The sequence below is a fragment of the Tenacibaculum discolor genome (assembly GCF_003664185.1).
In the GTDB taxonomy this organism is placed as follows: Bacteria; Bacteroidota; Bacteroidia; order Flavobacteriales; family Flavobacteriaceae; genus Polaribacter; species Polaribacter discolor.
This window is the reverse complement of record NZ_RCCS01000002.1, coordinates 1-5,742: the sequence shown is the minus strand read 5'-3', so window position 1 is coordinate 5,742 and position 5,742 is coordinate 1. Positions and strand designations below refer to the sequence as shown.

Genomic DNA, 5,742 nt, shown 5'->3' with positions numbered 1-5,742 from the left:
TATTGAATTTAAAATAAGATCAAAAAAAAACCTCAATCTAATAAAAGATTGAGGTTTAAAAGAAAGGCAACGACCTACTCTCCCACCAGTGGCAGTACCATCGGCGCTAATGGGCTTAACTTCTCTGTTCGGAATGGTAAGAGGTGAGCCCCATTGCGATAATCACCTTAAATCGTTTCAGTATATTTCAACTGTATAAGTTAACATATTAGTAAAATCATATCATAAATTCATCAAAGAGTTGCGCTTCCCCCCACTAGGAGGGGAAGACTGTACATAAGCCTATGGGTTATTAGTACTACTCAGCTACATACATTACTGCACTTACACTTATAGCCTATCAACGTGGTGATCTTCCACGACCCTTTAAAGAAATCTCATCTTGTGGTGGGTTTCGCGCTTATATGCTTTCAGCGCTTATCCCTTCCCGACGTAGCTACTCTGCAGTGCCCCTGGCGAGACAACAGATACACTAGAGGTCAGTCCAACTCGGTCCTCTCGTACTAAAGTCAGATCCACTCAAATTTCTAACGCCCACAGCAGATAGAGACCGAACTGTCTCACGACGTTCTGAACCCAGCTCGCGTGCCACTTTAATGGGCGAACAGCCCAACCCTTGGGACCTTCTCCAGCCCCAGGATGTGACGAGCCGACATCGAGGTGCCAAACCCCCCCGTCGATGTGAGCTCTTGGGGGAGATCAGCCTGTTATCCCCGGAGTACCTTTTATCCTTTGAGCGATGGCCCTTCCATGCGGAACCACCGGATCACTATGCTCTACTTTCGTACCTGATCGACCTGTATGTCTCTCAGTCAAGCTCCCTTATGCCATTGCACTCTACGCACGGTTACCAAGCGTGCTGAGGGAACCTTTAGAAGCCTCCGTTACTCTTTTGGAGGCGACCACCCCAGTCAAACTACCCACCACGCACTGTTCTCATTGCTGAGTTAGGCTCTAGATAAGCAAAGGGTGGTATTTCAAGGATGACTCCACAACGCCTAGCGACGCCGCTTCAAAGTCTCCCACCTATCCTACACATTACTTATCCAAAGTCAATACGAAGCTATAGTAAAGGTTCACGGGGTCTTTTCGTCCCGCTGCGGGTAATCGGCATCTTCACCGATACTACAATTTCACCGAGCTCATGGCTGAGACAGTATCCAGATCGTTGCACCATTCGTGCAGGTCGGAACTTACCCGACAAGGAATTTCGCTACCTTAGGACCGTTATAGTTACGGCCGCCGTTTACTGGGGCTTCATTTGATTGCTTCGCCGAAGCTAACAACTCCACTTAACCTTCCAGCACCGGGCAGGTGTCAGGCCTTATACATCATCTTTCAATTTAGCAAAGCCCTGTGTTTTTGATAAACAGTCGCCTGGATCTTTTCACTGCGGCCCTACCGGAGTAGGGCGACTCTTCTCCCGAAGTTACGAGTCTATTTTGCCTAGTTCCTTAGCCATGAATCTCTCGAGCACCTTAGAATTCTCATCCCAACTACCTGTGTCGGTTTACGGTACGGGTTCTTATAATCTGAAGCTTAGAGGTTTTTCTTGGAAGTTTTTAGGCACACTATCCACGCATCCGAAGACTTGTGGTACTATCACACTTCAGCTAAACCGGCGGATTTGCCTACCAGTCTAATACCTAAATGTTTCAACGAACTATTCCGTCAGTTCGCGGTGCTTTCACTACTCCGTCACCCCATCGCAATTATAAGAAGTACAGGAATATTAACCTGTTGTCCATCGACTACTCCCTTCGGATTCGCCTTAGGTCCCGACTAACCCTCAGCTGATTAGCATCGCTGAGGAAACCTTAGTCTTTCGGTGAGGGGGTTTCTCGCCCCCTTTATCGTTACTTATGCCTACATTTTCTTTTCTATACGTTCCAGCATGCCTCACAGCACACCTTCAGCACATATAGAATGCTCCCCTACCACTTTAAAAGTCCATAGCTTCGGTAATATGTTTATGCCCGATTATTATCCATGCTCGACCGCTCGACTAGTGAGCTGTTACGCACTCTTTAAATGAATGGCTGCTTCCAAGCCAACATCCTAGCTGTCTGGGCAGTCAAACCTCGTTTTTTCAACTTAACATATATTTGGGGACCTTAGCTGATGGTCTGGGTTCTTTCCCTCTCGGACATGGACCTTAGCACCCATGCCCTCACTGCTGAGAAACATTTTATAGCATTCGGAGTTTGTCAGGAATTGGTAGGCGGTGAAGCCCCCGCATCCAATCAGTAGCTCTACCTCTATAAAACTTTGTCTCAACGCTGCACCTAAATGCATTTCGGGGAGTACGAGCTATTTCCGAGTTTGATTGGCCTTTCACCCCTACCCACAGGTCATCCAAAGACTTTTCAACGTCAACTGGTTCGGTCCTCCACTGTGTGTTACCACAGCTTCAACCTGCCCATGGGTAGATCACTCGGTTTCGCGTCTACTACTACTAACTATGTCGCCCTATTCAGACTCGCTTTCGCTACGGCTCCAGACCTTAAATCTTTAACCTTGCTAGCAACAGTAACTCGTAGGCTCATTATGCAAAAGGCACGCCGTCACACAGTAAATGTGCTTCGACCGCTTGTAGGCGTACGGTTTCAGGTTCTCTTTCACTCCCTTACTTAGGGTTCTTTTCACCTTTCCCTCACGGTACTAGTTCACTATCGGTCTTTCAGGAGTATTTAGCCTTACCGGATGGTCCCGGTGGATTCATACAGGATTACACGTGTCCCGCACTACTCAGGGTACTGCTATATCCTCTTCGATTACCTATACGAGACTATCACTCTCTGCGGTTCGTCTTTCCAAACGATTCTAGTTCTCTAAGATTCTAATGTCGCAGCCCTACAACCCCAATATTGCCGTAACAACATTGGTTTGGGCTAATCCGCGTTCGCTCGCCACTACTAACGGAATCACTTTTGTTTTCTCTTCCTATGGTTACTTAGATGTTTCAGTTCACCACGTTTGCTCACCCGTAGGTGTGACATGTCTTCAACATGCCGGGTTGCCCCATTCGGAAATTTACGGATCATAAAATATGTGCTTCTCCCCGTAACTTATCGCAGCTTATCGCGTCCTTCTTCGCCTCTGAAAGCCTAGGCATCCTCCATACGCCCTTATTTAGCTTATTGTACTTTTTGCTGTAGTATCTCTACTACAACGAGCTCTTTATAATTCTTGTTCTTATAAAAATATTCTGTTAGATATTATCTAACTCTCTATCTTGATTCTTTACGATATCATTTTACCAATATGTCAATGAACTTGTGGACCTAAGTCCTTGTGGAGAATATCGGAGTCGAACCGATGACCTCTTGCGTGCAAGGCAAGCGCTCTAGCCAGCTGAGCTAATCCCCCTTTTCTTTTCAGTAGTCGGTATCAGTTAACAGTTATCAGTTAATTGATGACCTATACGTCAACTTGGGATACCCAACTTCTAAAATTTCCTATACTAAAACCCCAATTCCCCAAACCTTCTTCCGAAAATTTGTAGTCTCGGGCAGACTCGAACTGCCGACCTCTACATTATCAGTGTAGCGCTCTAACCAGCTGAGCTACGAGACTATAAGATCTTAGTCTAAATTTCTTTAAAATTAACAGCAAAGAGTAAAATATACCTCTTATGTAACTCACCATCTTTCTCTAGAAAGGAGGTGTTCCAGCCGCACCTTCCGGTACGGCTACCTTGTTACGACTTAGCCCTAGTTACCAGTTTTACCCTAGGCAGCTCCTTGCGGTAACCGACTTCAGGCACCCCCAGCTTCCATGGCTTGACGGGCGGTGTGTACAAGGCCCGGGAACGTATTCACCGGATCATGGCTGATATCCGATTACTAGCGATTCCAGCTTCACGGAGTCGAGTTGCAGACTCCGATCCGAACTGTGATATGGTTTATAGATTCGCTCCTATTCGCATAGTGGCTGCTCATTGTCCATACCATTGTAGCACGTGTGTAGCCCAGGACGTAAGGGCCGTGATGATTTGACGTCATCCCCACCTTCCTCGCGGTTTGCACCGGCAGTCTCGCTAGAGTCCTCAGCATTACCTGCTAGCAACTAACGATAGGGGTTGCGCTCGTTATAGGACTTAACCTGACACCTCACGGCACGAGCTGACGACAACCATGCAGCACCTTGTAAAGTGTCCGAAGAAAAACCGATCTCTCAGTCTGTCACTCTACATTTAAGCCCTGGTAAGGTTCCTCGCGTATCATCGAATTAAACCACATGCTCCACCGCTTGTGCGGGCCCCCGTCAATTCCTTTGAGTTTCAATCTTGCGATCGTACTCCCCAGGTGGGACACTTATCACTTTCGCTTAGTCACTGAGAATAATCCCAACAACTAGTGTCCATCGTTTACGGCGTGGACTACCAGGGTATCTAATCCTGTTCGCTCCCCACGCTTTCGTCCATGAGCGTCAGTATATACGTAGTAGACTGCCTTCGCAATCGGTATTCTAAGTAATATCTATGCATTTCACCGCTACACTACTTATTCTATCTACTTCCGTATAACTCAAGTCAACCAGTATCAAAGGCAGTTCCATAGTTAAGCTATGGGATTTCACCTCTGACTTAATTGACCGCCTGCGGACCCTTTAAACCCAATGATTCCGGATAACGCTTGCACCCTCCGTATTACCGCGGCTGCTGGCACGGAGTTAGCCGGTGCTTATTCTTACAGTACCGTCAGTTAGTTACACGTAACTAAGTTTCTTCCTGTATAAAAGCAGTTTACAACCCATAGGGCAGTCTTCCTGCACGCGGCATGGCTGGTTCAGAGTTGCCTCCATTGACCAATATTCCTCACTGCTGCCTCCCGTAGGAGTCTGGTCCGTGTCTCAGTACCAGTGTGGGGGATAATCCTCTCAGACCCCCTACCTATCGTTGCCATGGTAAGCCGTTACCTTACCATCTAGCTAATAGGACGCATAGTCATCTTGTACCGATAAATCTTTAATTAAAAGATGATGCCATCTCTCAACATTATGGAGTATTAATCTTCATTTCTAAAGGCTATCCTCCTGTACAAGGTAGATTCTATACGCGTTACGCACCCGTTCGCCGGTCGTCAGCAAAAAAGCAAGCTTTTCCCTGTTACCCCTCGACTTGCATGTGTTAAGCCTGCCGCTAGCGTTCATCCTGAGCCAGGATCAAACTCTTCATTGTATAATCTTTAATATTATAAATGTTAAGTTCCAAAAGAATTTTTAACTTCGAAAAGTTATGGTTATTCTACTCTTTGTTTTACGCTGTCAATTTCAATATTTTCAATGAACTTGGTGAGCTTCTATATAACAAGTATTACTCGCATCTTTAACTCAACCTTTTGTAGAAATACTAGACTCGAACTAGTGACTTACCGTCTTCCAAAATTTCTGTGATCGTATCGCTTTCTTAAAGCGGATGCAAAACTACAAACTATTTTTAATCTGACAAAAACTTTTTTGAAGTTTTTTTTAATTTGTTTTTCGCACTATTTTAATGAACTGTTTCCCTAAAAATCGGACTGCAAAGATACTCACTTTATTTCTTAATAAACAAGAAAAATTTAAACTATTTTTTAACCTTTTCTTTAAATATCTTAAACCCTATTTTAATGAACTCACACTAACTTCCTAGCTTACCGCTTATCCGTTTGCGGGTGCAAATATAGATACCTTTTTCCATTCAACAAGCACTTTTCCAACCTTTTTTTTAAACTATTTTTTAATACGCTATACACTAAT

General features: G+C 45.1%; 2 tRNA genes and 3 rRNA genes. All 5 read right to left on the bottom strand.

The annotated features are described in order from the left end of the window. Positions 1-61 precede the first annotated feature (61 nt). Positions 62-170: ribosomal RNA gene (rrf, locus tag C8N27_RS00340) — 5S ribosomal RNA — on the bottom strand. 102 nt (positions 171-272) lie between these two features. Beyond that, positions 273-3,143: ribosomal RNA gene (locus C8N27_RS00335) — 23S ribosomal RNA — on the bottom strand. A gap of 152 nt (positions 3,144-3,295) precedes the next feature. Next, positions 3,296-3,369 (bottom strand) — tRNA-Ala (locus C8N27_RS00330). 133 nt (positions 3,370-3,502) lie between these two features. Then, positions 3,503-3,576: transfer RNA gene (locus C8N27_RS00325), tRNA-Ile, on the bottom strand. Positions 3,577-3,658: 82 nt separating this feature from the next. Beyond that, positions 3,659-5,182, bottom strand: a 16S ribosomal RNA gene (locus C8N27_RS00320). Together the 16S, 23S and 5S rRNA genes with 2 tRNA genes alongside form the textbook arrangement of a ribosomal RNA operon. Between the last annotated feature and the right edge of the window lie 560 nt (positions 5,183-5,742).